At 54.6% G+C, this 24,012-nt stretch carries 23 protein-coding genes and 3 pseudogenes; 12 read left to right on the top strand and 14 right to left on the bottom strand.

What is annotated here, in order from left to right; genetic code table 11:
- Positions 1–438: 438 nt before the first annotated feature.
- Both LJU29_RS13875 and LJU29_RS13870 read left to right on the top strand, forming a co-directional pair.
- Positions 439–1,176: an NUDIX hydrolase gene (locus LJU29_RS13875; protein ID WP_004665412.1), complete on the top strand. Its 738-nt coding sequence runs from the start codon at positions 439–441 to the stop codon at positions 1,174–1,176.
- A 185-nt stretch (positions 1,177–1,361) separates the two neighbouring features.
- Positions 1,362–2,540, top strand: coding sequence for a DUF2252 domain-containing protein (locus LJU29_RS13870; RefSeq protein ID WP_057424145.1), 1,179 nt, complete (start codon positions 1,362–1,364; stop codon positions 2,538–2,540).
- Positions 2,541–2,581: 41 nt separating this feature from the next.
- On the opposite strand, the gene tspO is transcribed toward LJU29_RS13870, so the two are convergent.
- The 8 genes and pseudogenes from tspO to LJU29_RS13830 form a co-directional block, all read right to left on the bottom strand.
- On the bottom strand, positions 2,582–3,022 hold the full coding sequence (gene tspO / locus LJU29_RS13865) for a tryptophan-rich sensory protein TspO (protein WP_057424146.1): 441 nt from the start codon (positions 3,020–3,022) through the stop codon (positions 2,582–2,584).
- Positions 3,023–3,187: 165 nt separating this feature from the next.
- Positions 3,188–4,783 carry a gamma-glutamyltransferase family protein gene (locus LJU29_RS13860; RefSeq protein ID WP_257110763.1) on the bottom strand — a complete coding sequence of 532 codons (1,596 nt, stop codon included), beginning with the start codon at positions 4,781–4,783 and terminating at the stop codon, positions 3,188–3,190.
- A gap of 30 nt (positions 4,784–4,813) precedes the next feature.
- Positions 4,814–5,686: an ABC transporter permease gene (locus LJU29_RS13855; RefSeq protein WP_057424147.1), complete on the bottom strand. Its 873-nt coding sequence runs from the start codon at positions 5,684–5,686 to the stop codon at positions 4,814–4,816.
- Positions 5,686–6,630, bottom strand: a complete 945-nt coding sequence (locus LJU29_RS13850; RefSeq protein ID WP_257110762.1) for an ABC transporter permease — start codon at positions 6,628–6,630, stop codon at positions 5,686–5,688. Before LJU29_RS13850 ends, LJU29_RS13855 begins: the two co-directional genes overlap by 1 nt.
- 28 nt (positions 6,631–6,658) lie before the next feature.
- Complete coding sequence (locus LJU29_RS13845) at positions 6,659–8,161, bottom strand: ABC transporter substrate-binding protein (RefSeq protein ID WP_257110761.1); 1,503 nt, start codon at positions 8,159–8,161, stop codon at positions 6,659–6,661.
- Positions 8,158–9,291, bottom strand: a pseudogene (locus tag LJU29_RS13840) (ABC transporter ATP-binding protein). The gene LJU29_RS13845 and the pseudogene LJU29_RS13840 overlap by 4 nt, the downstream one beginning before the upstream one ends.
- Positions 9,288–10,304 (bottom strand): ABC transporter ATP-binding protein, encoded by a 1,017-nt coding sequence (locus LJU29_RS13835; protein WP_257110760.1) that lies wholly within the window; start codon positions 10,302–10,304, stop codon positions 9,288–9,290. The pseudogene LJU29_RS13840 and the gene LJU29_RS13835 overlap by 4 nt, the downstream one beginning before the upstream one ends.
- On the bottom strand, positions 10,301–11,038 hold the full coding sequence (locus tag LJU29_RS13830) for a FadR/GntR family transcriptional regulator (protein WP_257110759.1): 738 nt from the start codon (positions 11,036–11,038) through the stop codon (positions 10,301–10,303). Before LJU29_RS13830 ends, LJU29_RS13835 begins: the two co-directional genes overlap by 4 nt.
- A gap of 90 nt (positions 11,039–11,128) precedes the next feature.
- On the opposite strand from LJU29_RS13830, the gene LJU29_RS13825 reads away from it, so the two are divergent.
- The 3 genes from LJU29_RS13825 to LJU29_RS13815 are packed head-to-tail and all read left to right on the top strand — an operon-like array spanning position 11,129 to position 12,531.
- On the top strand, positions 11,129–11,308 hold the full coding sequence (locus LJU29_RS13825; protein WP_057422849.1) for a hypothetical protein: 180 nt from the start codon (positions 11,129–11,131) through the stop codon (positions 11,306–11,308).
- Positions 11,309–11,347: 39 nt separating this feature from the next.
- Positions 11,348–11,692, top strand: coding sequence for a hypothetical protein (locus LJU29_RS13820; RefSeq protein WP_257110757.1), 345 nt, complete (start codon positions 11,348–11,350; stop codon positions 11,690–11,692).
- Positions 11,693–11,697: 5 nt separating this feature from the next.
- A complete protein-coding gene (locus LJU29_RS13815; protein ID WP_257110756.1) occupies positions 11,698–12,531 on the top strand; it encodes an alpha/beta hydrolase family protein in 834 nt (277 codons plus the stop codon).
- Between the two features lie 27 nt (positions 12,532–12,558).
- Here LJU29_RS13815 and LJU29_RS13810 read toward each other — a convergent pair whose 3' ends face one another.
- Positions 12,559–13,056: a hypothetical protein gene (locus LJU29_RS13810; RefSeq protein WP_257110755.1), complete on the bottom strand. Its 498-nt coding sequence runs from the start codon at positions 13,054–13,056 to the stop codon at positions 12,559–12,561.
- A 195-nt stretch (positions 13,057–13,251) separates the two neighbouring features.
- Positions 13,252–13,580, bottom strand: a pseudogene (locus LJU29_RS13805) (integrase); the annotation flags it as partial.
- Positions 13,581–13,736: 156 nt separating this feature from the next.
- Between LJU29_RS13805 and LJU29_RS29900 the strand changes: the two are divergent.
- From LJU29_RS29900 to LJU29_RS29890, 3 genes and pseudogenes are all read left to right on the top strand, one after another.
- Positions 13,737–14,234, top strand: coding sequence for an MCP four helix bundle domain-containing protein (locus LJU29_RS29900; RefSeq protein WP_306459359.1), 498 nt, complete (start codon positions 13,737–13,739; stop codon positions 14,232–14,234).
- A pseudogene (locus LJU29_RS29895) lies at positions 14,197–14,445 on the top strand (HAMP domain-containing protein); the annotation flags it as partial. The gene LJU29_RS29900 and the pseudogene LJU29_RS29895, both read left to right, overlap by 38 nt.
- A gap of 30 nt (positions 14,446–14,475) precedes the next feature.
- The gene (locus LJU29_RS29890) at positions 14,476–15,348 is read left to right on the top strand and encodes a methyl-accepting chemotaxis protein (protein ID WP_442628801.1); all 873 of its coding nucleotides are present in this window, start codon (positions 14,476–14,478) and stop codon (positions 15,346–15,348) included.
- Between the two features lie 17 nt (positions 15,349–15,365).
- On the opposite strand, the gene LJU29_RS13795 is transcribed toward LJU29_RS29890, so the two are convergent.
- Positions 15,366–16,528 (bottom strand): IS3 family transposase gene (locus LJU29_RS13795; RefSeq protein WP_122320854.1). Its coding sequence is split into 2 segments (ribosomal slippage): positions 15,366–16,273 and positions 16,273–16,528, totalling 1,164 coding nucleotides; the frame shifts between segments, so codons are not numbered across the junction.
- Positions 16,529–16,810: 282 nt separating this feature from the next.
- On the bottom strand, positions 16,811–17,746 hold the full coding sequence (locus tag LJU29_RS13790) for an FRG domain-containing protein (RefSeq protein WP_257110753.1): 936 nt from the start codon (positions 17,744–17,746) through the stop codon (positions 16,811–16,813).
- A 230-nt stretch (positions 17,747–17,976) separates the two neighbouring features.
- Here LJU29_RS13790 and LJU29_RS13785 point away from each other — a divergent pair, with 230 nt between their 5' ends.
- Together LJU29_RS13785 and LJU29_RS13780 are read left to right on the top strand one after the other, a co-directional pair.
- Entirely contained in the window at positions 17,977–18,507 is a 531-nt protein-coding gene (locus LJU29_RS13785; RefSeq protein WP_257110751.1) for a hypothetical protein, read from the top strand.
- A 1,070-nt stretch (positions 18,508–19,577) separates the two neighbouring features.
- Positions 19,578–20,279, top strand: a complete 702-nt coding sequence (locus LJU29_RS13780) for a recombinase family protein (protein ID WP_257110750.1) — start codon at positions 19,578–19,580, stop codon at positions 20,277–20,279.
- A 252-nt stretch (positions 20,280–20,531) separates the two neighbouring features.
- Here LJU29_RS13780 and LJU29_RS13775 read toward each other — a convergent pair whose 3' ends face one another.
- Together LJU29_RS13775 and LJU29_RS13770 are read right to left on the bottom strand one after the other, a co-directional pair.
- Positions 20,532–21,140, bottom strand: a complete 609-nt coding sequence (locus tag LJU29_RS13775) for a GAD-like domain-containing protein (protein ID WP_257110749.1) — start codon at positions 21,138–21,140, stop codon at positions 20,532–20,534.
- A gap of 17 nt (positions 21,141–21,157) precedes the next feature.
- On the bottom strand, positions 21,158–22,519 hold the full coding sequence (locus tag LJU29_RS13770; RefSeq protein ID WP_257110748.1) for a DUF6861 domain-containing protein: 1,362 nt from the start codon (positions 22,517–22,519) through the stop codon (positions 21,158–21,160).
- A gap of 337 nt (positions 22,520–22,856) precedes the next feature.
- Here LJU29_RS13770 and LJU29_RS13765 point away from each other — a divergent pair, with 337 nt between their 5' ends.
- On the top strand, positions 22,857–23,249 hold the full coding sequence (locus LJU29_RS13765) for a hypothetical protein (protein WP_257110746.1): 393 nt from the start codon (positions 22,857–22,859) through the stop codon (positions 23,247–23,249).
- A gap of 38 nt (positions 23,250–23,287) precedes the next feature.
- Complete coding sequence (locus tag LJU29_RS13760) at positions 23,288–24,007, top strand: hypothetical protein (RefSeq protein WP_257110745.1); 720 nt, start codon at positions 23,288–23,290, stop codon at positions 24,005–24,007.
- The last annotated feature ends 5 nt before the right edge of the window (positions 24,008–24,012 follow it).

Below are 24,012 nucleotides of genomic sequence, written 5' to 3'. Positions count from 1 at the left end.
TGACGTGAAGGTGAAGGGCCTATGCAGGCGCATACCCAAGCCCAAAGGCGGAAAAAGGTGTCGTGTCGGGCGGGTGATCGCAAGGCGGCGCTGACCGTCGATTGGCGGTGGTCGTCATTGGCGGGCTATCGGCATCGACCGTACTAAGCCTGTTGGTAGTGCCCGTTATTTTACTTATATCGATGATGGCCAAGAGATACTAAAAAGATGGTTTCGCAGACCTCGATAAAACAGTCCTCGATAAAACAGTGTAATCCGCTATCGTCGCAGGCTCGGTGACTCGGGCTAACGCCTGATAATACCTGGCACGCCGACACGTTTTCCTACCTGGGTTCTGCTTGGCAAACCCTGCGTAGCGGTGCCCGTTTTCACGAGCATTCGCAAAGCTGCTCCCGCCTCACTACAATCCCGGCAGACAAAGCAATCCAAAGGTGTACATTGGAATTCACACGGGACAAATTCAACGGGATCATTGTCGAACCAGCTTCACTGCCAAATGACCCGCAAGCGTTGCGTGACGCTGTCGACGCGCTGGTTACCCTCATTGAAAACGAGCGCCTGGCGCTGGCATGGGTCACGCTGCCTATAAGCAGTGCCCAGAGCATTCCGATCTTCACGGCTGCCGGGTTCTCCTTCCATAGCTGTCTGACCGATCAACTGACCCTGGTGCGCTGCCCATTTGAGCAGGCATTCGTCCCGTTCATACCTACCCATACTGTAGGGGCGGGTGCCATCGTGATTAACGACGCAGGGGAACTCCTTGTCGTGAAGGAGCGAGGCACCCAAGGGTTCAAGCTGCCGGGAGGGCATGTAGACAACGCCGAACGAATTCAGGATTCGATCGAGCGTGAGGTGCTGGAGGAAACCGGGATCGAATCGAAGTGCGAATCCATCGTGGCGTTTACCACCAGACATCCCTACCAATTTGGCAAATCGAATATTCACTTCATCTGCCGAATGACGGCCCTGACGCAGCGTATCAACATCCTGGACACTGCCGAAATCGAAGACGCTAGATGGGTAGCATTGCCAGCCTACCTGGCAGACGACAGCAATAGCCTGTCCAACCGGCAGTTGCTCAAAGATGTCGCGTTCAGCCGAGGTCTTGTCGCCACCGAGTACTCCGCCAACATCGGACCGCATAAAAAACAGGAGATTTTCACGACAACTGGCTGATCAACAGGCAACGCTGTCTTTAGGTGTATGGCAAAACATTCGGATTGAATGCGTTCTGGAATGTAGCGCGGGAGTCTGAGTAGGACTTGAGCACTGAATGCAGTGCTACTGATCAGATTTGAAATATCTTGAAACATTCCTGTCACATGACGAGTCAATGGAATAACCCTCTTCAAGGTTTTCCGATGAAAACGCCTCGTCCCGACACACGCCTCAAATCCCTCATCAACCTGCGCAACCTGAAAATGGCGCGGTCTGCGCACGCGTTCGTTCGCGGCAATACCGCGCAGTTCTATGAGTGGCTTCACAGTCAGTCGGGCAGGCGTCTGCCCAGCGGTCCGCCGGTCTGGATCTGCGGAGACTGCCATGCCGGCAATCTGGGGCCCACTGGGGATTCGAACGGCCGCATCGACATGCATATCCGCGACCTCGATCAAGCCGTCATCGGTAATCCGGCCCATGACCTGGTGAGACTGGGGCTGTCGTTGGCGACGGCTGCTCGTGGCTCGGATCTACCCGGAGTGACCACGGCAAGAATGCTGGAAGAGATGATGCAGGGCTACGAAGAGGCTTTTATTGGCAACGACGATGAAGAGCCGGATCGTCCTGCGCAAGTGAAAGCGGGGATGCGTAGCGCGGTACAACGCACATGGAAGCATCTGGCAAAGGAGCGTTTCGAAGGTACGCAACCGACCATTCCGTTGGGCAAACATTTCTGGCAACTGTCACGAGCGGAACGCGATGCAATCAAGGCGCTTTGTGAGACGCCGGAGATTCATGCGTTGGTGACATCGCTAAAAGGCAGGTCCCAGGATGACCGAGTGCGTTTACTCGACTCCGCCTACTGGGTAAAAGGCTGCAGCTCTCTGGGGCTGCTTCGCTACGCGGTGCTGATGGGTGTTGGCGATGAAGAAGATGAAGAGTTCTGCCTGCTCGACGTCAAGGAAGCCGTCGCCGCGGCGGCCCCACGTACTGCGAGGGCGCGCATGCCCAGAGACAATGGCAAACGGGTAGTGGAGGGTGCCCGGAACCTGTCGCCCGGTCTGGGTAGCCGAATGGTTGCCGTGCGAATGCTGGATCATTCGTTCTTCATTCGTGAGCTACTTCCTCAGGACATGAAGCTGGAACTTGATGAGCTCACTGAGCAGGAGGCCATGCAGGCCGCAGCGTATCTCGCCAAAGTTGTGGGTAAAGCCCACGCCAGACAGATGGATCTGGCCACATGTGCGGCGTGGATCAGGGACCTGCAAACCAATCGATCCGATACCCTGGACGCTCCCTCCTGGCTATGGTCGAGCGTCGTTCAACTGGTCGGTAGTCACGAGCAGGGCTACCTTGAGCATTGCCGCCTTTACGCGCTGTAGCGGTTTCGCCGCAGAGCCAATAGACGGCAAAGCCGGGACGGTTATCTATTGTGGCGCAGAATGGAAAAGTTCAGCGCCGCTGCCACCGAGAGCCACACCAGATAGGGAAACAAAATCAGCCCAGTAATGATGTCCAGTCGCAAGGCCATTACGATCATTGTGGCGACAACAATCCACAGCAAAGCAAGAATCACCATCGCAGCGACAATGCGGTTCGCACCAAAAAATACCGGTGTCCACAACGTGTTCAGTGCAATCTGAGCAGCCCACAGGGCAAGCACGATCTGGCTGCCAGGGAGCAGCGTCAGGCGATACCCTGCCCAGGCGAGGAGCAGGTAGATCACGGTCCACGCTACCGGAAATGCCCAGTTTGGCGGGGTGAAGCTCGGTTTCTGAAGGGATTCGTACCATGCTCCTGGCTTGAAGATGATGCCGGTTGCTGCGGCGGCGCTGCAGGCTAGAAGGAAGATCAAAAAGGTCATGGCTTTTCCTGGGTTGAAACGCTGTAGGGCGTCAGATGAGTGGCAATCTCAAGCTTGGACGCCTGTGCGCTGGAAAGGTCCGATCTTTTGAGTGGCGAGGCGAGGCCAGCGAAGCCGATTGAAACAGTCAATGCCCTGCTGCGCTGGCCGAGCCGCTACTTTTGGTCAATAAGCCGCGACAATTCCATCCTTCCTTGGATCGGTCCCGCCCACATAGCCATGCGCCGTGCGCTGGATAATCTGCGCACCGCCAAAGGCAAATACGCCGCTTGGCTCTTCGACATCGATGTCGTGACCCTTTGCACGCAGTGCGCTGACCACATCAGGGTCAAACGCACGCTCCACCGCGACTTTCAAGCCGGTTTCGATCCTCCAGCGCGGCGCATCGGCAGCGGCTTGCGGGTTTTGCTTGTAGCGCAGGATGCGCATCATCATCTGCAAGTGGCCCTGCGCCTGCATCGGGCCGCCCATCAACCCGAATGACATAAGCGGTGTACCGTCTGAGTTCATGACAAAGCCAGGGATGATGGTGTGAAACGGACGCTTGCGCGGCGCAACGTAATTGACGTGCTGCGGGTCCAGGGAAAAGCCTGCGCCACGGTTCTGCATGCTGATGCCGGTGCCGGGTACAACGACGCCCGAGCCGAAGCCCATGTAGTTGGACTGGATGAACGAGATCATCATGCCGCTTTCATCCGCAGCTGACAGGTACACCGTGCCGCCCGGTTTTGGCGAGCCATGCCCGGGATTGGCGGCCTGATCAGTGACCAGTCCCGCGCGCTCCATCAGGTAGGCCTTACTCAGTAAATTCTCTGAGGGGACGCGCATGTGCTCGCTGTCAGCCACATGTTCGTCGAGATCGGCGAGGGCCATTTTCATCGCCTCCAGCACCGGGTGAACCGTCTCAAGGCTGTCCACCGGGTGCTCGCCGACGCCCAGCGCTTCAAGCATGGTCAGGCCGGCGAGGGTGGCAATGCCTTGGCCATTTGGTGGGAGCTCGTGAACCACAGCGCCCGCGTATGGCACCGACAGCGTATCGATCCAGTCCACGGTGTGCGTCGCCAGATCGTCGAGACTCATCACGCTGCCATTGGCGTTGGCATGGGCGATAATCGCCTGTGCCAGTTCGCCGCGATAGAATGCTTCGCCTTTGGTCCGGGCGATCAGTTCCAGCGTGCGAGCGTGGTCCTTGAGCTGGATTTTTTCTCCGGCCAAGGGGGCTTTACCACCCGGCATGAAGCATTCGGCAAAGCCCGGTTGATCCTTGAGCAGGTGCGAGCCGCGTTTCCACAGCTCGGCGATAATCGGCGTTACCTGATAACCATGGCGGGCATAGCCAATCGCCGGTTCAGCCAGGGTAGCGAAGGGCAGCTTGCCGTAACGCTCGGACAGCGCCACCCAGGCCGACACTGCCCCCGGCACGCTGACCGCAGGCCAGCCGCGTTGCGGCATCTGACTATGGCCTTCGAAATACTCAGGTGTCCAGGCTTGTGGCGCGCGGCCGGAAGCGTTCAAACCTTGCAGCGTGCTGCCGTCCCAGACGATGGCGAAGGCGTCGCTGCCAATCCCGCAACCAGTGGGCTCGACCACGGTCAGCACCATGGCTGCTGCGATAGCGGCGTCGACCGCATTACCGCCACGGCGCAGCATGTCCAGCCCGGCCTGAGCGGCCAATGGCTGAGAGCAGGCGACCATGTTGTTGCCCATTACCGGCGAGCGCGCCGAAGCGTAAGGTTGGCTGTAATCCAGATCATCGAACATAAGCGGTTCTCTTGGCAGAAGACGAAAGGTTTAGCCCTTGGGGTCCAGCGCATCGCGCAGGCCGTCACCCAGCAGGTTGAAACACAGGACCGTGATGTAAATCGCCACACCTGGCGCGATCGACATCCACGGAGCCTGCTCCATGAAATTCTTCGCTGTATTGAGCATCGAGCCCCACGATGGCGAAGGCGGTTGTTGGCCCAGGCCAAGGAACGACAGGCTGGCTTCGGCCAGAATTGCCGAGGCGATGGTCAGCGTTGCCTGTACCACCAGCGGCGACATCACGTTGGGCAGCACGTAACGCAGGATGATCCAGCGATCCGGCAGACCGATGGCGCGCGCACCCTCCAGATAATCCTCGTGCTTGATCGACAGCACCTGGCCGCGGGTCAGGCGGGCAAAGATCGGCATGGCGGACAGGCCGATGGCAATCATCGCGTTGGTCAGGCTTGGGCCGAGAAAGGCGCCCAAAGCGATGGCCAGCACCAGAAACGGACAGGACAACAGTGCTTCCATGACCTGCGAGATGATCATGTCCAGCTTGCCACCAAAGTACCCGGCCAGCAGGCCCAGCGGCACGCCGATAAGCATGGCGATGGCTACCGAAACACCACCGGCCAGCAGCGAACTGCGTGCGCCATACAGCAAGCGTGAAAAAAGATCGCGCCCCAGTTCGTCGGTGCCCATCCAGTAGATCAATGAAGGTGCCTTGCGTACCGCGAGGAAGTTGGCTTTGAGCGGGTCATGAGGCGCAATCCAGGGCGCCAGAACGGCCGCCAGGACAAACAGCAGCAACACCGCCGCGCCAATCACTGCGCCTTTGTTGGCGAGGAACTTCTTCAGGAAAGGCGAGCGGCTGCGGGGCAGGATCGCGCTGTGCGACAGGCTGGCGATAGCGGTCATCAGGCAGTCCTCAGGCGTGGGTTGATCAGGCGATAAAGCACGTCGGCCAGCAGGTTCAAGATCAGGAAGCCAATCGCGACACACAACACCACGCCTTGCACCACGGCGTAGTCACGATTGAATACGGCGTCGACAATCATCTTGCCGAACCCCGGAATGCTGAATACCTGCTCGGTCAGCACCGCACCGCCGAGCAACTCGCCGAACAGCAATGTCGTGAGGGTGATGATCGGCATCAATGCGTTGCGCAACGCATGCTTGAGAATCACCGTGCGCGGGAACAGTCCTTTGGCACGGGCGGTGCGGACGTAGTCAGTGCGCAATACTTCCAGCATGGCGCTGCGGGTGTGACGCATGAGAATCCCCGACAGCCCGGCACCCAGTACGAAGGCTGGCAGAATCAAGGTCTTCAGGTTTTGCCCGAAATCCTCGCCCATAGGCACGAAGCCGGAGGCGGGCAGCCACTGCAGTTTCACTGCAAAGATCATGATCAGCAGAATGCCCAGCCAGAAGTGCGGAATGGAAATACCCGACAGCGCCACCACGTTGGCGCCGTAATCCACGGCGGTGCCTTTGCGCACCGCCGAAATGATCCCGGTCGGAATGCCGATCAACAGCGCAATCAGCAGGGCCAGCACGGCCAGTTCGATAGTCACCGGCAGTTTCGACGCCAGCAGCGTGGTCACCGGTTGCTCGGTGCGCAGCGATGTGCCCAGGTCGCCGGTCAATACGTTGCCGACCCAGTTGAGGTACTGCAACGGGATCGGGTGATCGAGCCGGTACTTGTCGCGCAGGTATTCCATGACCGCCGGATCGCGTTCTTCCCCGGCCATGGCCAGCACCGGATCACCCGGCAGCAGCTTCTGCAGGGTGAAGACGAACAGCGAAACCAGAATCAGCGTCGGTATCGAGCTGAGCAGGCGTCGCAGGATGAACATCAGCATACCGGAACCTCGCAGGTGCGCCCGTCAGTCATGGCTTGAACGCGACATTGGCCAGACGAATCAGACCGTCCGGGTTAGGGACGAAACCGGTCACGTTGTTACGCATGGCAATGATTCGCGGGTCGAAATACAGGTAGGCGGTCGGTACTTCATCGGCCAACAAACGCAGCGCTTCGTTGTACAGCGCCTGGCGTTGTGCAACGTCGTTGACCGTGCGCGCCTTGTTCAACAGCTCGTCGAGCTTGGCGTTGCAGTATTTGCCGTCGTTCTGGCCACCCTTGCAGGTCACGAACTGATGGATATCGCCATCCGGATCAGGGCGGCCCGACCAGGCGCTCATGCCGATCTGGAAATTACCGCTCGCCTGTTCGCTGAGCATCGTCGCGTATTCAGTGGCAATCAGGTTGACCTTGAAGCCCGCTTCTTCAGCCATGGCCTGAATGATCTGCCCGACCTGTTGCGCGATAGGGTTGTTGGCCACTTTCAGGTCCACCGCCAACGGCAGTTTCACACCGGCCTGCGCCAGCAGCGCCTTGCTTTTCTCGACATCGCGAGCCGGGATCGGCAGGTCCTTGTCGTAATATGGGCTGTCTTTCGGAAACGGCTGAGCGCTAGGGGCGTACAGTCCCTCAAACACCACCTGGTTAATGGCATCGCGGTCGATAGACAGCTCAAATGCCTTGCGTACGCGCTTGTCCTTACCCATCGGCGAGTTGGCTTTTTCACCGTTGCCGATGTTGAACATCAGTTGCATGTAGCCCAGGCCTGGCGTGTTGTAGATCGCCAGCTTGCTATCGCCCTTGACGGTCTTCACATCGGTAGGCGCAACCCGTTCGATAATGTCCAGGTCACCTGAGCGCAGGTTGGCCAAGCGTACCGAGGTATCCGGAATCGGCAGGAACACCACTTTGTCGAAGTGATACGCCTGTTTATTCCAGTAGTTGTCAAAGCGCTGCAGCACGATTCGATCCTGCTGCACGCGCTGCACGAATTTGTAAGGGCCGGAGCAGACCGGGTTGGAGGCGAATTCGCCTTGCGCAGCTTTCGGCGCGAGCATCATTCCGGCGCGGTCCGACAGCTGTGAAACCAGCGTGGCATCGGCCTGTTTGAGCTTGATGGCGACGGTTTTTGCGTCTATCACCTCGACGCTGTCCACCGAGGCCAGCTCGCTTTTGCGCAGCGAGTCGGGGAGGGTGCGGGCGCGGTCGAGGTTGAACTTCACCGAGGCGGCATCAAAAGGTTCGCCATCGTGGTACGTCACGCCTTCGCGCAACGTCATGGTCAGGGTTTTACCGTCTTCGCTCCAGTTCCAGGCGGTGGCCAGTTGCGGCGAGTAGGTCAGGTCCGGGTTGACGTCCACCAGTTTGTCGCACAGCGCGGTGTAGACCAGGCGCCCTGAGTAGGTGCGCGAGCGATGCGGATCAAGCACATCGGGATCGTCCTGAATGCCGATGCGCAACGTCGATTCGGCAAAAGCAGCGTTGGCGGCCAGCAATAACAATGTTCCTGTCACGACGCGTGCGATTTTCATGGCTGGCTCTCCACTGCAAGGGATTGATGATGCTTGAACAGATTCAGGCGCTGGGTGTAGGCAGCGCTGGGTGTCGGAAGGATCAGCGTGGCGCTGCCTGCGTTGGCGATTTCACGCCAGAAGTGGCAGGCGACTTGGCGTTAGGCCTCGACTGTTTCCATCACCGGCACAGCTTCCTTGCACAGCGCACGGGCATGCGGGCATCGGGTATGAAAACGGCAGCCCGAAGGCGGGCGGCTGGGGCTGGGCATATCGCCGCCGAGCAAGGGGCGCGGCTGGCGCAGGTCCGGATGGCTGACTGGCACAGCGGCCATCAACGCCTGGGTGTAAGGGTGCAAGGGGTTTTCAAACAGCGCGTTGACTGGCGCCAGTTCGACGATTTCACCCAGGTACATCACCGCCACGCGGTCGCTCATGTGGCGGATCACGGCCAGGCCATGGGCAACAATCACCAGGGTCAGGCCGAATTGATGCTTGAGGTCTTCGAGCAGGTTGACCACTTGCGCCTGCACCGAAACGTCCAGCGCCGAGACGGGCTCGTCACCGAGGATCAAGCGCGGTTCGGAAGCCAGTGCGCGGGCAATGCCGATGCGTTGGCGCTGACCCCCTGAGAATTCATGGGGATGCCGGCCACCGTGTTCCGGGGCAAGACCTACTGTGCGCAGTAACTCTGCGACCCTGGCCTGACGGTCGCTGCGGCTGGCCTAGCTGTGCAGCCAGATAGGTTCGCCAACGATGGACTCCACGGTCATGCGCGGGTTCAGCGACGCAAACGGGTCTTGAAAGATGATCTGCAAATCGCGGCGTACCTGACGCAGTTTTTCCGGCGTCAGGTTGGCCAGGTTGCGGCCCTCGTAAATCACGTCGCCCGCAGTCGGTTGCAGCAGGTTGAGCAGCAAGCGGCCAAGGGTGGATTTACCCGAGCCGGACTCGCCGACCAATGCCAGCGTCTCGCCTTTGCGGACTGACAGGTTGACCTCATTGACGGCCTGTACCGGTGGCTTCTTCGGCTGCAAAAGGCCGCTTTGCACGGTAAAGTGCTTGCTCAGGCCGATGCCTTCCAGAATGGGTTTCTGCGCATTGCTGTCGGGGCTGACGCGCCCGGCGATGTCTGGTCTGGAAAGGTTCACGCACTGACTCCCACATGCTGTTCCAAAGGCGCATGGATGCACGCGGCGAAGTGTCCGGGAGACAACTCAAGCAGCGGCGGGCGTTCGTCTCGGCATTGCTGGATCACAAACGGGCAGCGGCCGGCGAAACGGCAGCCGCTTGGCATTTCTGCCGGGGTCGGCACTCGGCCGTTAATCGTTGCCAGGCGACCCTCACGAGGACCAATCGATGGCATCGAGCCCATCAGGCCGATGGTGTATGGGTGCTGCGGATCGTCGAACAGGGTTTTAACCGGGCCGCTTTCAACGACGCGACCGGCGTACATCACCATGACGTCATCGGCGACTTCGGCCACAACGCCCAGGTCGTGGGTGATCAGAATCATCGCTGTGCCAGTCTCGCCCTGCAAGTTGGCGATCAGCGAGAGGATCTGCGCCTGAATAGTTACATCCAGTGCAGTGGTCGGCTCATCCGCAATGATCAGTGCCGGATCATTGGCCAGCGCCATGGCAATCATGGCCCGTTGACGCATGCCACCCGAGAGTTCATGCGGGTAGGCGTCCAGCCGCTGGCGAGCGTCCGGTACGCGGACTTTTTCCAGCATTTCCAGCGCCCGTTGCCGGGCCGCCTTGTCTGAAAGGCCCTGATGACGCATCACGCTTTCGGCGATCTGCTCACCGATGGTGAAAACCGGATTGAGGGAAGTCATCGGTTCCTGGAAAATCATCGCCATGCGGTTACCACGCACATCCAGCAGGCGTTCTTCGGACATGCCCAGCAAGGCTTCATCGATCAGCAGAGAGTCGTGTGCGCCGACCTGGGCAGTCGCAGGCAAAAGTCCCATCAGCGCCATTGAGGTCACGCTCTTGCCGCAGCCAGACTCGCCAACGATGGCCAGGGTCTTGCCGCGCTTGACGGAAAACGACACACCGTCGACAACGTTAGCGGGCGCACCGGCGAAGCGTACGGACAGGTCTCTGACACTGAGCACCGTGCTGTCGCCAGTTTCTGTGAGATGGGCGATGGCGCTCATAAGCTGGCCTCCAGGTCTTGATTGATGACGTTATCCAGCGCCTGTTGCAGCGCCCGTAAATGGCCGCGCATGGCCGTGGCGGCCTTGATCGGGTCGCGGCTTTCAATAGCGCTGACGATGTCGTCGTGATCGTGGCTATAAGTGTCGAGGCGGTCGGCGTTACGCGCCCGCTGGCGCAAATCTCGCCAGGTAGGGTCCAGACGGATCGCATCAAGCATTTCGAAGATATCCAGCATCAGCCGATTACCCGCAGCTTCGGCAATTGCACGGTGCAGGGCGCTGTCCCACAGCTCGATGCCTTCGGCATCAGTCTGCTCGGCGACCTGCTGGCGAGTGGTGCGCTCGGCAAGGCGGCGCAAAATCGCCATCTGCTCACCATTGGCCCGCACCGCTGCCAGTGAGGCAAGTGCCGGTTCCAGGTGCAGACGCGCTTCCATGACCTCGCTGAAATTGTTCCGGCCAGAAAGCCGGGCGAAACTCATGGCAGCGCTGGGTGGTGTAGGTCCGACAAAGGTTCCTTTACCTTGCCGCCGCCAGATCTGGCCTTCGGCTTCCAGCACCGACAGGGCCCGACGAATTGCCCGTCGGCTAACCCCGAAATCGACAGCCAGATCCCGTTCAGTAGGCAGCGCCCGCTGGGGAAATGCCGCATGCTGAGCAACGATCTGCCGCAAGGCATCCAGTGCCAGTTTCGAAGAGTTATCGATGGGGACGTCAGGATCGAACCTTTGCATCGTGGTACTCACACCAGACCAGAAAAAGATGCCCTGAGCTGCCTACACGCAGACATTCAGGGCAAAGGGACCGGTGCAAGAGCGATGCCAATGAAAATTGGTTCGATCAACTTCCAGTTGCAGGACGTCTCACAATTGCAGGCGATCAAGCCTGGCGCGCCAATGCTCAAAGGTTCGGCTGAGCGGTTCCAGGCATGGAAGAGGATTGGTTCGCAGGTCTGTGAACCAATTTTGCGAAGGGGGCTTTTTTTTGCATCAATGCGGGCATAGTGCGCCAGTGAGGCGCGCATTCTGCGGGGAGATTCTGGCATGGCGTTAAAAAATGCATCGATCGCTTTGCTGTTACTGGTATTGGCGGCTGGCGTCGGAACTTTCCTCCTGATGAATGAAGTGCCACAAGGGGAAGCGTTATCGTTAATAGCCAATGCGCACATTGATGGTTTGATCAGAGAGCCTTTGCTGCTCAGCGTCCGCTTGCCCGATGGTTCAAGTGCGCTTCTCGATGCTTTTGTCACGCGGCCAGAGAAGCCGGGGCGCTGGCCAGTTGCTCTGATCACTCATGGCACTAACGGTGATTCGAGCGATCGCACCAAAAGCCCCAATCTTTTCTCATTGCGGCTACCGTATTTGCCCGTCATGGTTATGCAGCGGTAGTGGTAATGCGTCAGGGATATGGACAATCGTCAGGTGTCAGCGAAAAGCGTGATGGAACATGCCTCAGTCCCCATCATGCCAGGGCTGGCAGAATTGCAGCTGATGATCTCATTGCAGCATTGCAAGCCATTCAGGGGGCGCCCTGGTCATTACCGGATGAGGCCGTATTGATTGGTGTATCGTCCGGAGGATTCTCGGTGCTGGCAGCGGGCGCGTCCAATCCACCGGGCGTACGGGCGATAATAAATTTCGACGGTGGGCGCGGGGCCAAGGGGGCTGGCAAGGTTTGTGGCAAGGAGCAACTTCTAGCGGCTATTAAAACTTACGGAAGCCTCTCACGACTGCCTACCTTATGGATGTACGCCACCAACGATAAAGTATTTCCACTGCCACTCGGCGAAGAGTTTTTTGCAAGCTACATCGATCATGGAGGATGTGGAGAGTTTTTCCAGGCTCCCGCATTTGGTGAGGATGGTCACACGTTCTTTGAATGGGCGCCTGAAGAAATATGGTGGGGCAGGGTGGCTGATTTTCTGGATAAGAACAGGCTGCCGAGTGATGAGATCATTTCTGCACCTGTCCCGGATCTGGACCCGCCCGAGGGCTTGGCCACATCAGGGAAAGCGTCTTTTCAAAAATATCTGAACAGCCAGGTGTATGAAAAAGCTTTCGCGACCAATGGAGCAGGTGTCTGGGCCTGGAGCGGGGGGCATCGCAGTCAGGATCAAGCAGGCAAAAAAGCGCTAACTCGCTGCGAGAAGATGGCACTCGCAAAAAAGGGGTTGCCTTGTAAGGTCTATGCAGTAGGTAACACGCTGGTTAACGCGCAGAGAAAGTAAGTTATTTTTTATGAGGACTTCGCGACATCACTTCGCCGCGAGTTGTTGAGCCTGCTGCAACTCGTCGGGTGATATCTTATTCTCGCGTGCCTGTTTTACCAGGGCGTTGTTGGCGGTCGCGAGGCCAGCGCTGAGGGTCGCGATCTCCGTTACCAATGCGCCGACTTTGGATTTTTTGATTTCGGGATCCATATTCTGATCCGCCATAAGCGCCTGTAACTCCTGCTGTTTCTCCTCAATTTGTCGCTTCAACTCGCGGATCATCTTGAGGGTTTTTTGCGTCTGGTCTGGTAAGCCGCTTGATTCGATATCGGCATTCGACTTTGCCTGTGGCTTCTTGTCGTCGGCAGATTTCTGAATACTCGCCTCAGACAATGAGACCTTTACCCCTTCGGCAGGAATTGCAGTTGTAGCTGCAGAAGACGACTCAAGCGATTCATCTGTGACGTTGGCACTGTCAGGCCTGGGCGCAGGGACGACCGTTGGCGTGTAGCTAAAATCGGAGAGCTGAGTGGTGATGTTCAACGTATATGCCTCATGGGATGTCCGCAGTACGCCATTGGTACGGAAATGTAGCAAAACGTATCATTTTTGAATCATCGGCCGATCCTAGCAAATCTTTAGGCTCCGGGAGTGCGCCAATTGCGATTTAAGTCGATACGCCAACGACGTTCGCGACGGCTCGACACTGACGGCTGCGCTGCCAAATCGGCCGCTGCACACTCCCAAGGCGTAGAACCAGGTGTCGGCATTCAGTCGGCGCACGTCACCGATCTGCAGGCCCATCACTTCAGAACGTCGTTGACCGCCACTGTTCCAGGCAAGAGGAGGAGGGCGCGGTCGCGGATCCCGCGCACCATCCTCGCAGGTCGCGAGCATCGCAGCAGGGGTTCGAGCGCCACCGCGGTTTTCTTACGTACCGCCACGCCTTGCCGCAACTGTGATTTGCGGGCTTCACGCAGCAAGGTTTTCACCGGCGGCACCTCGGTGGGACTGTCCCAGTCATGCAGCCGGCGCCACTTGGTCAGCACCGCCAGCCGTTGCCATACGTAGCGCCCCTCGTCTCTATCGGCTGTTCATCGACACTACACACATGCTGTTACTTTCTGTCATAAAAGCTTCATATATAGAACCTATTGAGGATTTTGGAGCAGCCGATAACCGAAAAATCCCTCATGTAGTTCCCTGCTATGAATCTTCGAAGCTTGAAAATTGCCTACCGCAGCCTCGCCTGCTTTGGCGTTCTGATCGTGCTCACGCTTAGCGTTGGCCTGTTCGGATTGAATCAATTGTCACACATTCGTGCGCAGGGACTAGCGCTTGAGAACAACAGCATTCCGAGTATTGTCGAGGCCGACAACTTAGCCTTGCAACTGGCCCGCACGCGCATAGAGGTACTGCGTATGGTCGCAATGCCTGACGCTGCCAGTCGCGCCGCCATCCTGAGCAAGATAGACGGGATATCCGGTCTGGTGAACAGCAGCTTCAAACGCTATGAGCCACTTGTGAGCAGTGATGAAGAACGTAGGCAACTGGAAGCCTTGCAACAGCATTACGCGGCCTATCTCAGCTTGCTTGGCAAGCTTACAAACCTGATGTCCATGGGGCAGATCGATCAGGCTCGTCTTGTCATTAGTGACGAAATGGCGCCTGTCGGTGGGAAAAATGAACGAGGGCACGGAAGCACTGCGAAAGATAAATGAGACTGCAATCAAAAACGCTGCAATAGCGTCCGATTCGACTTACTCGCAGTCAAAACTGGTAACCGGCATTGCGATAACGCTGGCGGTGGCTCTTACCCTGCTCTTGGCATGGCGGCTTACCGCAAGCCTGGCACAGCCAATCACTCAGGCGGTTCAGGTCGCCAGAACCATAGCCGATGGGGACCTCACACAAGTACTCGATGTACGCGGTACCGACGAAGCGGCTCAGCTCCTCCAGGCGATGCAGGTAATGCAAAACAATCTGCGTGAGACGCTTACGCACATGGGGCATTCGTCAACTCAGCTGGCAGCATCGGCAGAGGAAATGTCCGCAGTCATGCATGAGAGTGCACTAGGACTGCAGCAACAGAACACCGAGATCGAGATGGCCGCGACCGCTGTTACTGAAATGAGCCAAGCGGTAGAGGAAGTCGCTAGCAATGCGACGTTGACCTCCACAGAGTCCAGAAAAGCTGCCGAAACAGCCCGAGAAGGGCAGACTCAGTTGGGCGCAACATTAGGGGCCATCGAAACCCTAACTGAGAACGTTTTGGACGCCCGAGAGCAAGCGCAGTACTTGGCCGATAAAACCCTCAACATAAGCCAGGTACTGGACGTCATACGATCGGTGGCGGATCAGACCAATCTGCTTGCACTCAACGCCGCGATCGAAGCAGCCCGCGCGGGTGAGGCAGGGCGGGGATTTGCCGTAGTCGCTGATGAGGTACGCGCATTGGCACACCGTACGAGCGAGTCAACCCGAGAGATCGAGTCGTTGATTGGTAGCATTCAAGACGGTACCGCACGCACTGTCGATGCGCTTGAGTCCAGCGCAGAGCAGGCCCGTCTTACTCGAACTCAGGCTCAGTCCGCAAACTCGGCCTTAACAACAATCGCGCAGTCAGTCTCCGGTATCGATGATTTGAACATAGTGATTGCCAGCGCGGCTGAAGAACAGGCACAGGTCGCACGCGAGGTAGATAGGAACATTGTAAGAATCCGCGATCTTTCAGTACAGACGGCCACAGGCTCCGAGCAAACCCGGATTGCCAGTCAGGAACTGTCTCAGCTCGCTGCCGGATTAAATACGCAGGTTCGCCGTTTTCGCGTTTAACCAACAATCTGTAGTGGTCAACTGATCCCGGACACGACGTTAAGGTTTTTCTCGTACTGAGCGGGCGCCATTCCATCATTGAACTGGTGTGGCCGAATCCAGTTGTAACGATGCATCAGGTAATGACTGATATCCCGCTGAGCCTCTTGGACCGTCATGTAGCCCACGGTCGGTATCCACTCAGTTTTCAAGCTGCGGAACACACGCTCCATCGGCGAGTTGTCGTAGCAATTACCCCGGCGGCTCATGCTCTGGCGTATGCGGTATCGCCAAAGCCGCTGGCGAAACTGTCGGCTCCCGTATTGGACGCCCTGGTCGGAATGAAACAGCAGGCCCTGAGGCTTGCCGCGTTGCTCATAAGCCATGTCCAGCGCCTTGATCACCAAGTCCGTATCCGGTTTGTTCGAAAACGCCCAGCCCACCACCCGACGCGCGTAAAGATCCATAACCACCGCCAGGTAATGCCATTTTCCTTGCGCCCAGATGTAGGTGATGTCGCCACACCAGACCTGATTGGGCGCGGGTACATCGAACTCCCGATTCAAAATGTTCGGAATGTCAGGCCGCTCCACTGTTGCTTTTTTATAAGCATGCGAGCCTGGTTGCTTGCTGATTAATCCCAGCTCCCGCATCAAGCTACGCACCTTGAACCGACCGATTTGCTCGCCATCCGCCTGCATCATCGACACGATACTGCGGCTGCCGGCAGCGCCTCGACTTTGCCCGAACAGCTCATTGACTCGGCTAAGTAAACGAACCCGCTCGGCGTCTGGAGACCGACGCCGCAGGCAATGGTTGTAGTAGCACGAGCGAGGTACCTCGAACACTTCGCACAGCAATTCGATTGGCTCATGGACACTGAGCTGATCAATCAGCGCATGCGCTCGTGCTCTTCCGACATCAAGAGCGCGGTGGCCTTTTTTAAAATGGATTTCTCCCGCTCAAGACGGGCGATCCGGGCTTCGAGCTCCTGGATTTTTTGCTGCTCGGGCGTGAGGGCTTTGCTCTGTGGAGTGACACCGTTGCGCTCTTGTTGAAGCTGGTTGACCCAGCGACGCAGCGCAGATTCGACCACCCCAAGCGAGCGGGAGGCTTCGATATGGCTATAGCCTTGATCGAGCACGAGGCCTGCGGCCTCGCGTTTGAATTCAACGGAAAAGGTACGGCGTTGTTTGGTCATCAGACACCTCTATCTGGCGATATTCTCGCCTAAATGAGTGTCCGGAACCATTAGACCACTACAGTAGGGTGCTTTATAGGGCAATGGTGGCTCTAAAGTTTCAGAGCACCCTACAGAGTGTTTCAGGACTTCGCACGGTTCATCGCTGTCTCGCTTAGACACTCCAGTACTGTTGGTAATGGTGTGTCTAGATTGTCAGAAACTTAAATTTATTAGAATTGTTTTGAGGCTTTCTTTCGAGTGTCTTAGAGTAGCGTCAAAACGGTTCTGATACCACCAGGGCTAGGGCATATCAATGTCAATGTCTCTATCGTCATACTGGTTTCCATGGTAGTCGTTATAAAATTCATTCGTGGGTTTGATTCCAATTTCCATTTTAGCCCAGTCCCTCACGCTTTGAGCAACGCCTTGATAACCGGGGAATAAGGTTGAGGCGTCAACGCCAAGTTTTGAGCACATCCTCAGTAGGCTGGGTGCTTCTCGTACTGGGAGAGTCATTTTCATTAAAACCGAGGCTTCGCCACTTGGTCCGTAAATTTCATCGACTTCTTCTAGTGCTTCTGGCTGGTAGAAGTCGGCGTAAGTGACATGTGAAACCTTATGGGTAGTGAACACGCCAGATTGAGCAGCTTGGTTCTTGCTTGACCCACCCGGCGTCCTTATTATGCTTACTGACTTCCAGTGTTTGGAGTTGCTGGTGTCCAGCGCCCATATCGCAATTCTGTCGTCATGGCTGCTCACTTCAAAATTAGCTCCTGACGCTGCAAAGTAGCAAGAAACAAAACTCCGTTCAGTCCAGTCTAGGAGGCGGGTAGGCACGCCGTAATGTTGAGCGGCCGCCAAAATTTCGTAGACCTGTCTTTGGGGCCAAGGGTCATGAGCACTTAGAAATGTGCCCGGATCGGAGGTAATTCTTGATTTAGTCTCCTCTGTGTAACCGGGGACAATCAGCCCAGATCGATCACAGCTCAACAGGAACTGCTTGATTACTGTTATCTCGTACTTAACCTGATCTGAATAAGAGAAAGCAAAAGCTTTTCTTGGAGAGCCATCAGCGAACGACCCTTTGCCTCGGCGGCATATAAACGGTGTTAGCTTATGTTGGCTGGACTGTCCTCTGAATATATGAGTGCCCACATCCCAGATTGGATTTAGGGGCGAAACGAAATCCAGCAACTCACGTGCGTTGGTGAAATGCATCTCAATAGGAGTGCCCATGGCGTTCTTGATCCTGCTTCCATTTAAGCTGTCAAGTGTACTGCCTTTGGGGTTTGTAACCAATCACCACTCTTAGCAGCATTCTTCAACCAGCGCCAATATATTTCCATTGACACGATGGCAATATGCGAGTACGATCCGCCCTCGCCAATAATGGCGACCAACAGAATCCGGCTGTAACGCCAAAGGAAGTGAACCACATATTGAACTGACCATAGGAGACACCCTCGATGCAAAAAGCTATTCCCTTCGTTTTACATCTCACCCCCGGCACTCTCGCTGCCAACCAAGATGATCTCGACGTATCGCCCAAGCCTAGGCGAGGCCGCCCAGCTACGGTTACGACCAACTCCATTGCCCACCTTATCCGTATGGCGCTGATGAGCAATATGTCGTTCGTTGACGACGCTGTGATGGCTGGCCTTTATATCGCCGTAGGTGACAGCAATGGGAAGCTGAACGTTCGGCCCAGACAGGTGAGAAAGGTGATATGCCTAGACTTTATCTCTACGTCGGAAATCCTGCCTCGGTTCATCAACAATCATGGCGGACCAATTTGCAAACGTACGGCGGAGTACCTTGCCGCTGCTGCGCGTGTAGCGCTTGGTGGTATTGGTCGTCACCTAGCACGTAACCCAGCCTTGGGTAAGCGTCTACAGGCTCAGTGGGAACGCTATCAGCAGGATGGTGATGAGTGGGATTACACCCTTGATTCCGACATGCTGACCGACTTAAATTGGTATGAATGGAACGCTGCTTGAATTAACGCAGGATATATAGAAGAGCTAATAAATCAAAATCATAAAATATCAATCTTGTCAAGTATTTTAAATCTTCGCACATCAAAATATTCTCTGTGACCGTAGGTCGAATGGTTAACCGCTCTGAACGTTCGTTCAGTAATGTTTCCACTTGGTATGTTACTGGGCAATATAAATTGATGAATATCAATTGCCCAGAAAAAGAAAGGATAACCCTCTGTACTGTCGTACAGTAACGGCCCTACTTCAAAATGATTACACGTTTACCTAGCGGTGTAGCTTTTTGCACAGTTAAAGCTAAGAGCGGCAAGCTCTATTGGTATTTGTTTGTATGTTGGTTTTTAGGAGTGGTATCCCTTTGTGCTATCGCACAGTGCCAAACCTCTATGGAATATTCTCTGAGACTCTCACAAAACCTTGGGGAAGTGATAGATGTATATAGGATGCCAATGATTAAGGTGCGATCTATTCCTAAAAGTTTATGATTGGATACCAATATGTTTGGGTGACAGTATTTCTCTGAGTATGTTTCTTTTGAGGGTGTACTACTCTGGGGTGGTTGTTCACTGGGGTGGTGACAAATGGTGACAGGGCAGGGTGGTGTAGGGTTCTAAACAAAACGCACTTGCTCAGGCAAGAGAACTTTCCAAAACTTTAAAAATATTGAAATAACACACTAAATATTCTAATTTTAGCAGAAGATTCAACCCCCTTTGCGTGCAAAGTAGGAATATCTAACCTGTGCGAATGAGAGATATTCACGCCTGATGTCTAGATGCACTTGCTCAGAGCTTCAATTTGCCAATGACTTTGCATCACAGGTGCAAACATCGCCCACATATCAAGTGCAGCACCACCTCAAAGGGTGGTTCCCTGTCAAGACTTATCACCCAACACCCAACAAATAACCAATCCAAAAACTAATATTGTTGACACAATTATCAAGGTGTGATCCGGTGCAGATACACATTGTCATTTGTCATTTCTGTAGAGAGGTGTCACCAGAGTTGTAAAATAATATTGTGATAGGTACAATTCCTTCACACGATCACTTACACAGGGTTTGCACAATGGATGTTGTTGCCTACGTTCGGGTTTCTACCAAGAGTCAAGGCGAGAGTGGCCTAGGTCAGGAAGCCCAGCTCGATTACATCCATACTGCTGCGAAGCAGCAAGGCTGGAACATCATAGCCACCTACAGTGATGTGGTGTCTGGCTCTGTGGCCCCACAGGATCGACCACAGATGTCAAAGGCTCTGAGCCATGGCCTTCCTATTGTTGCTGCCAAGATCGACAGGATCAGCCGAGACGTTGAGCACATGGCTAGCCTAATGAAGCGGGCAACCCTGAAGATTGCCACCATGCCTCAAGCTGACAATTTCCAGCTACATCTATTCGCTGCATTGGCAGAGCAGGAACGTGCCTTCATTCGTACTCGCATCAAGGACGCTCTAGGCGCTCTCAAGCAACGTGCTGATGATGGTTGCATAGACAGTCAAGCTAAGATCGAGCGTCGCTCACTGGGGCTACAGAAAACCAGAGAGAAGGGTAATGTATCAGTCATGAATGAGGTGAAAGCCATTAAGCAGACAGCCCACCTAGAAGAGATTGCACCTCATGTGATGGCCTGTCTCTACAAGGGTGTGAGCACGCTACAAGCTCTTGCTGATTGTCTCAATGCCAAGGGTAAGCAAACCTCGCGTGGAGGTCTGTGGAGCCCTACGACAGTGCGTCGATTGATGTTGGCTCTAGGAGTAGGGTTCAAGAAGTAAGCAGCGTGGGCAGTCTCTCAGGAGTGCTCACGGTTATTTTGGAATTACGAACCATTCCCATTTTGGCAGTCGCTCCTTGTTTAGTAACTCTCGCTTGAAACCCAGTATTCCCACGCTCCTAGCGTCACGGCCCCTATCTGTACATACCCTCTTTCATTATATTTCCAGTCAGAAAGCAAAGCCCCCAATAAAGGAGGCTATTATTTTTGGCGGCGAAATTTGAATGCTCTAGAGACATGTCCGCATGAAAATTCAAAAGCTATAAGGCTGAAGCTCTGCAAGCTGGGAAAGCAATATCAAGTGCTCGACAGCTTTTAGTTTTTCTAAATGATCAAGTGATGACGGCCCACCAAGCATTAATGCTGGTGCAAAACCATACATCTCATCATAACGCAAGGTGCCAAGTTTTTTCAGGGCAGGGTGAAATAGATCATCAAAATTGTCATCATCTGCATTTCGAGTTAATAAGAAATTCTGTAGCTGCTTGTCCATGAGCTCTGGACCGAGCGTTGAGTTGAATACTACGTACTTAGACAAAATACTGGTTATATTAAGGGATGCACCAGTTTTTTCACCCCAAAAATATAAATCGCCGAAAGCGCTGCGTGCAATCAGGTGGTAAGTGTCTACTTTTCCAAGTTCCGTGCCCTCAAGCCACGAAGCGACTACCCCTTCATATTCTTGAGGATTCACGATCCAGAAAATCCCATCACCGTACCCGCACCACCCGTGCTCTGACCAGTACTCCAAAAGTAAGTCTGGCAGTTTGCCCTTGTAGCGCTCGATACTTGATGCTGGAACTTCTTGGCGATCAATTGGTTCGCCAACCTTTTCCAAGAACCTAGCGAATACTCTGTCCATCAAAGCGGCCTCATCAATTAGCATTTGTGTAGCTTTACGTTGAGAAAAGTGGACTTTTGCATTTCTTTTGGGACTTTCTCAGCAGCTGCTTTTAGGTTTTTAATTCTTGGCCTCCACTGTGGCCCAATGCTAGAGTTGACCTGTCGATCACCAAACTTATCAATGATATCCTTGCCGCCAGCACTCAAATCAGGGTTGTGCAGACCTGCAAGGCTCGACATTGCTTCTTTCGTTTTTTTAATAGCAGCCTCCTCAGCGTCAAGAACATCCATAGTTTTTGAAAATTCATCTTGAAATCTTTGTTGGAGGTCGGTTTGTAACTTTTTTCTAGCCGTATTGGCAACTGCTCGACTACGTTTCACCGGATTAGCGATGTTCTCTAAATATTCATTGACCGTCAACCGATTCAATCCGTCCTCTTGCCCCTTTAGTTGCTTAACGAATTCGCCGATTTTGGACTCTGGCATTTTGTCCGCGTTGAAGCAGTCAACGTGATGTAAGGGCATGGTATTCGGCTTACCCTTGGGGCGTTCTTTGTCTCTTCCAGATGGTCTGTTAGGTGGCGGTTCCTGCGGCCCAAGTGCGCCTTTAGGATGTTCTGGCGCTTTCAAATCGGGATGCTGTCTCAGGTCTTCTTCATGTTTGAGCATCCACTGCCCTAGCTTTGAACCTCGCTCGCTGCCTCGCATTTCGGAAGCGAGCACCCTTGCGTTTCCACGACCTCGCGTCAGATAAGCAACGATGGCGCTTAGCAGGAGAATCACTACGGCCTCATGGGAGCGTGCAATATCCCACGCACCTTGTTGTGCTGACATGGTGTCGTCGGAAAAGGAGCTTAACGGATTACCGGTTCGCTCCCTAGGACCGTTCCAAGCGGTAGAAACCCCACGAACATAGCCAGTGGCTATCGGCTTAAGACCTTCTGTAAAGAATTCAGCAATCGAGGCCAGCCCCAGTACTCCAAGAATCCACGTTCCCGCTTGCACTCCAATCAGTGCTCCTGCCGTTGCCCCTGGGAAAGCGCCGACGCCCCCTGCAAGTAATCCGACTCCTCCACCTATTGTGGCACCGGTCAAAGCGCTGCCGATAATGATCATTGCCATGTCGACCACTGTGCTGATCATTTCGTCGATGATGCTTCGAATATCAAGGTCAGAAAAGCGCTTGAGGATGCTATTGGTGGCCTCTTTTTCGCCCAAATCACATGCTTGACGGACACATCTGACCCGGCGATAGATCAGATCGATACTAGGTACATTTATGGAGCTTGGTGGGCTGAGAGGATTCATTCCCCTTTCGCGTACCCCGAGGTCGCCCTTACGAAATAGGCGTTCGGCATAAGCCTCGATATCGAGCCAACTGGGTGTCCATAGAGGCATTCATCGCTCCTGCGTTTGGGGAAGAATTGAGAAAGCTAAACTTTGAGCCATGCTATGTCAAAAGTGATTTCAAGCTATCGATACCCTAAGGAGTGATGAGGCGTCAGCCAAATTTTCGGCTCACGTAGATTTGCAAGCTGGGGCTTTAGAATTTTACAGTGAATCATATACATATATGATGCGTGTGCGTTGACAATCGCGAAGGTGGCATGTGTTGTAACATTTATAATTTTTGAGGAGCGTCATGGTACAAAAACGTCATTGATTGTGACAATCGGTTTGGTCTAGAATCCTTTCAGATTGTTAAACCCTAACACCTGATATCGGAGTTGTGTAAATGGCCAAGGTCAATCAGGAAAAGAAAGATCGTGTGTTAGCTGAATGGGCCAAATGGGAAGAAAGGGCAGCGTCAGAAGGTGTGCCACCTAACCAAACTGCATTTGTAAAAGCGAGCGAGGGCACTGATTGGGAGACCAATATATCGACTCTTCGCAACTATACAGGCAAGAACCCGCCCAGACGTGTGGGGACTTCACCTAATACAACGAAGGTATTTGTACAACCAGCCACCAGCCCCAATGCCATCCTTAAGCAGATTCAAGAGCTTCAGGCAGCTTACAGACAGAGCCTAGCTAACCGGGTGCAGGAGCTTGAAGAGGGGATCGCTAGAATGCAGGAAGAGCTTCAGCAGGCAAGGGAAGAGCTGGAAAGAGTTGTGCCGGGTGAGTGATTACGACGATCCCGATAACTGATAAGGGAGGGGCTAAATTGAAAGGATTACGAAAGACGGTTTATGGGGGCGCGGCAGCTGCGATAGGTCTATTCTTTGCGGGCTTGATTAGCTACGTTGTAGTGGTCAACTGTGTAGAGCATGGAGAGTTGCCTGCTTGGTCTTCAGGTGCCCTTAGCTGGCTATATAGTTTAATGACGCTTGAGGCTCCTTTGGCCTTATGGGAAGTCTTATTGAGTATTCTAATGCCCTGTCTGGGGTTTGGTACTTTGGTTTATTATTGGGGGCAAAAGTACGATCTACTTGTAGGTGATTACAATAAGCAGAACGATTTATTTGCAACAACCCAGGTTGCGAGGAGTAAGCTAGAAAAAGAGAATTCTAAGTTAAAGATTGCTCATGAGAAGCTCTTAGAGTCCGTCAAAGCGCTAGAGGCCGCCAATTCTGATCTAGTCACGCAAAATGCAGAGTTAAAAGAATCTGCTGCACTTGCCAACGAGCTAAATCAAAAACAGGTGGAAATTGATGTTACATGCTTGGATGTGCTCAAAGCCATTGCAGCTCTAACTGAGCGTGACTTAAGGGCTGACTTGGAAAGTATTGACTCTATAGTTAGGCTTGGGAAGATACAAACCCACGCCGCTCTAGACGTGCTGAGACGAGGTGACTTGATTTCTGCATCTGGTAACGTTCTAGGAATACGGTATCGCTTAACAGCTCAAGGTCGAGTGTACTATTTGGAGCACAAAGATCAGTAATTGAG

It is taken from the genome of Pseudomonas ficuserectae (assembly GCF_024584585.1).
Taxonomy (GTDB): Bacteria; Pseudomonadota; Gammaproteobacteria; order Pseudomonadales; family Pseudomonadaceae; genus Aquipseudomonas; species Aquipseudomonas amygdali.
Note: the sequence above shows the minus strand (reverse complement) of the source record. Positions and strands in the feature narration are given on the sequence as shown.